General features: G+C 43.9%; 5 protein-coding genes. 3 read left to right on the forward strand and 2 right to left on the reverse strand.

What is annotated here, in order from left to right; genetic code table 11:
- The 3 genes from QZ735_RS03525 to purF form a co-directional block, all read left to right on the forward strand.
- On the forward strand, positions 1 to 560 hold a 560-nt coding region (locus QZ735_RS03525; RefSeq protein WP_294244264.1), incomplete at its 5' end, for a DUF3307 domain-containing protein.
- A 52-nt stretch (positions 561 to 612) separates the two neighbouring features.
- Positions 613 to 1,335 (forward strand): phosphoribosylaminoimidazolesuccinocarboxamide synthase, encoded by a 723-nt coding sequence (purC, locus tag QZ735_RS03530; protein WP_294244267.1) that lies wholly within the window; start codon positions 613 to 615, stop codon positions 1,333 to 1,335.
- A 106-nt stretch (positions 1,336 to 1,441) separates the two neighbouring features.
- The gene (gene purF, locus QZ735_RS03535; protein WP_294244269.1) at positions 1,442 to 2,941 is read left to right on the forward strand and encodes an amidophosphoribosyltransferase; all 1,500 of its coding nucleotides are present in this window, start codon (positions 1,442 to 1,444) and stop codon (positions 2,939 to 2,941) included.
- An 85-nt stretch (positions 2,942 to 3,026) separates the two neighbouring features.
- Here purF and QZ735_RS03540 read toward each other — a convergent pair whose 3' ends face one another.
- Both QZ735_RS03540 and QZ735_RS03545 read right to left on the reverse strand, forming a co-directional pair.
- Positions 3,027 to 3,770, reverse strand: a complete 744-nt coding sequence (locus QZ735_RS03540; RefSeq protein WP_294244271.1) for a porin family protein — start codon at positions 3,768 to 3,770, stop codon at positions 3,027 to 3,029.
- A gap of 243 nt (positions 3,771 to 4,013) precedes the next feature.
- A partial coding sequence (locus QZ735_RS03545) for an outer membrane beta-barrel protein (protein WP_294244274.1) occupies positions 4,014 to 4,314 on the reverse strand: 301 nt, incomplete at its 5' end.

Below are 4,314 nucleotides of genomic sequence, written 5' to 3' on the forward strand. Positions count from 1 at the left end.
GTTTTCTTTTTCTTTGGAATGTAAAGCTGTGGCCGGTAGCCCTTGCTGTAGGAATCCTGCACTTTTTTACCGATGCTGCCAAGCTCAGTTTTCAGAATGCCGGAAATAAAAGAGCCTGGTTCTTCACAGACCAGGTTTTGCATATTGCCGTGATAGCCGGGGCTTCATGGTATCTGGGGGAGTTCGGGTTTGGGCTTTTGGAAAAAAAGACCGTGCTGACCTTGCTGGCTGCCATTTTGTTTTTAACGGTACCGGCCTCCGTTATCATTAAAATACTGCTGTCTTCATGGGCACCGGTTCCGGACACGGCAAATAATCTGCAGACGGAATCCTTATCGAATGCCGGGAAATATATCGGTATCCTGGAACGGTTAATGGTATTTACCTTTATCATGGTGAATCACTGGGAAGGTGTAGGCTTTATGGTAGCAGCCAAGTCGGTGTTCCGGTTCAGCGACCTGGCCCAGGCAAAACAGAGAAAACTCACGGAATATGTGCTTACCGGAACCCTTCTGAGTTTCGGCATGGCAGTGCTGACAGGAATTTTAACTAAACAGTAAATAAATCTAATATAAAAACGGAATCTTGTGTTCCTTAAAAAAAGTGAAAATTATGAGTCAAAAGAAAGAAATGTTGTACGAAGGTAAGGCAAAACAGGTATTTGCAACCGATAATCCTGAGGAAGTTGTGGTTCGCTTCAAAGACGATGCTACCGCATTCAACGCTCAGAAAAGAGGATCCGTGGATCTGAAAGGGGAAATGAACAATGCCATCACAACCCTTATCTTTGAATATCTGAACGAACAGGGAGTAAAAACACATTTCATTGAAAAACTGGACGAAAGAGAGCAGCTGGTAAGAAAGGTATCCATTATTCCACTGGAGATGGTGGTGAGAAATTATTCTGCCGGAAGCATGGCACAGCGCCTGGGCGTTGAGGAAGGCATCAAGTCGCCGGTTACCATTTTCGACATCTGTTACAAAAAGGACGAGTTGGGAGATCCGCTGATCAATGATCACCACGCGGTATTCCTGGGAGCTGCCACTTATGAAGAGCTGAAGGAAATGTATGCCCTTACGGATAAGATCAATACGATCCTGATCGACCTTTTCGATAAAATGAACATCATCCTGGTAGATTTCAAGATCGAGCTGGGTAAAACTTCAGACGGTGAGATTATCCTGGCGGATGAAATTTCCCCGGATACCTGCAGGCTTTGGGACAAAGATACCATGAAGAAACTGGATAAGGACAGATTCAGAAGAGATCTTGGTGAAGTTACCGAAGCGTATGTAGAAATCTACAACCGTCTTAAAAATCTTCTTCAGAAATAAGCAGCCGGATAGAAAACCGCAGGATGCTGAGCTTATTTAACATCCGTACCGGTTTTTCATCTAATCTGTATATCTCTCAATATAATCTAGATTAGAAAAAATAGAAATGAAAAGTTTAGACATTCATAAAAGTGAATATTTAAAACAGTTTGAGACCGGAACCTATGGAAGGAACCTGTTCAGAACGCAGGAGGAAGAAAGGCTGGACGCTCCGAATGAGGAATGCGGCATCTTCGGGATGTATTCCGATAACGATCTGGATACGTTCTCCCTTTCGCAATTCGGCCTTTTTGCGCTGCAGCACAGAGGGCAGGAGGCATGCGGTATCTCTGTTTTAAAGAACGGAAGGATTACCAATATGAAAGATGAAGGTCTTGTATTGGATGTATACAAGGAAATTCCGGATCCCGAGACTTTTATGGGGAATTCTGCCATCGGACATACCCGCTATACCACCGCAGGAGACAAAAAGAAATATAATTTCCAGCCGTTTTTCGCTAAAAATGAATACGACCAGATTATTCTGTCCATTGCCCATAACGGTAACCTGACCAATGCAAGGGAACTGAAAACAGAGCTGGAAGCCGAAGGCGTAGTCTTCAGGGCTACTTCAGACTCTGAGGTGATCCTGAGGCTCATCCAGAAAAACCTGGATCTCGGGCTCCGCGCAGCCATCAAGGTGACCATGGAAAAAATAGAAGGTGCCTATTCCGTAGTGGGACTGACGCGTAATAAATTCTTTGCGTTCCGCGATTTTAACGGGATCAGACCGCTGGTGCTGGGTGCTATTGACGAAAAATCGTATGTGGTAGCTTCAGAATCGGTGGCGCTGGATGCCGTTGGCGCCCAGTATGTCCGCGATATCCTTCCGGGTGAAATTGTCTATACCAACGAGAATGAGCCGGGAAAACTGCATTCCTATATGGCAGACGAGGAAAAAGGAAAACAGCGGATCTGCTCTTTCGAATATATTTACTTTGCCAGGCCCGATTCATCATTGGAAAATATCAATGTCTATGACATCCGGGAGAAATCCGGTGAGAAAATCTGGCACCAGGCTCCGGTAGAGGCAGATGTTGTTATCGGGGTTCCTGATTCCGGAGTGCCTGCAGCCATCGGTTTTGCCAGGGCTTCCGGGATTCCGTTCCGCCCGGTACTGATTAAAAACCGCTACATCGGCAGAAGCTTTATTGTACCTACCCAGGAAATGCGGGAAAGGGTGGTCAATCTCAAACTGAATCCCATTATTTCCGAAATCAAGGATAAGCGGGTGGTCATCATTGATGATTCAATTGTCCGCGGGACCACCTCAAAAAGGCTGATGAAAATCCTGAAAGATGCAGGGGTGAAGGAGATTCACTTCCGCAGTGTCTCCCCACCGATTATTGCGCCTTGCTACCTCGGTATTGATACACCCTCCAAGGATGATCTTATTTCTGCAAACATGACGACGCAGGAACTCAGGGATTATCTTGGGGTGGATTCACTGGAATTCCTGAGTGTGGAAAACCTGAAAGATATACTGGGTTCTGCCAACCACTGTTTCGGATGCTTCACGGAAGAATATCCGGTAGGAAAAGGCGAAGAAGTTGAATTATTCAACTGATACCGGTATTTTTCATAAAAATAAATGAAAGGTCAGACCCGTAATGAGTCTGACCTTTCTATTGAAATCAAATTGGTTATATCCGTTAGAATTTGTAATTCAGGCCTAACTGGAATACCCGGTTGGTATTTACGTTTTTCTGGGCGTCTGTTACGGCATCTGAATTGTTGTAGATGTGCGTAAGGCTGTTCACATATCTGGCGTTGATTCCCAGGTTAGGTGTAAAATAATATCCTAAACCGAGACCGAATCCCAGATTGAATTTTTTAATATCATCCTTGTCAATACTTTGGGAGGCAGATTGCGTTTGTGTCGTCGTGGTTCCGGAAGTGGTGGTGGAAATGGTTGTTTCCCCTTTGTTTTTACCGTCTACGAAATAGCTCACTTCAGGACCTGCTTCTACGTAAAAATTATCCGCAGGCTTCATCTGGAGCATCACAGGAAGGGAAATGTAATTCAGTGTTGTGGAATAATCCTGTTTGGTTCTTACTGTTGTTGTACCGGTGGTGATTTCACGATCCGTCAATACGCTTTTAGCGCCCATCTGGTTATACAGAACTTCCGGCTGCAAAGAAAACTTCATAGAAAGCGGAATGTTTACGAAAACCCCTGCATTGAATCCTAATTTCATATTTCTGCCGGCCAGCTCCTGCTCACTGAATTGGGATGCCGTAGCGGCCCCCTTGATCCCGAAGCGTACAGGTTCTTTCATCTTCATGGGTGGTACCGGCTGCACGGCAACTGTAGTGGTGGTGGTAGTGGTTACTACTTCCTGAGCAGACATGCACGATGCTGCAGCTACTGCCATTCCTAGAAATAACTTCTTCATAATTTTACATTTAAATTTTACTGTTGTTGAATGCCTGGTATATCAATCAGGCATGATTTATTTTGCAAAAGGCTTGCCAAAAGTGTGGGATTACAAAGAATTTATGGTATTTTATCTCTTAAATAATTCACAAAAAGGATGCTGTGAATAAGACTTTTAAGATGCCATAGAAAAGGTCAGGCTTGTTAATAAACCTGACCACTTATTGAAATTAAATCTGTTTGCTATTACTAAATCGTATGATTAGAATTTGAATGCCAGACCTACCTGGAATACATTGTTTCTTACAGCGTCACTGTTAGCCGGTCTGTCTTTTGCGATATCGCTTAAACCTGCTACATATCTCGCTGTAATACCGATGTTATCTGTGAAATAATATCCTGCACCAATGCCTAATCCAAAGTTGAAAGTGTTCAACTGATCCTTATAGTTTCCTGATTCAGTCAGGGTATTATTGTTGGTTTCGTTTTTCAGTTTGTTTTTAGCACTGACCAGGAAACCAAACTCTGGTCCTGCTTCTACATAGAAGTTTGGCACAAAGTTA

It is taken from the genome of uncultured Chryseobacterium sp., assembly GCF_913776365.1.
Classification (GTDB): domain Bacteria; phylum Bacteroidota; class Bacteroidia; order Flavobacteriales; family Weeksellaceae; genus Chryseobacterium.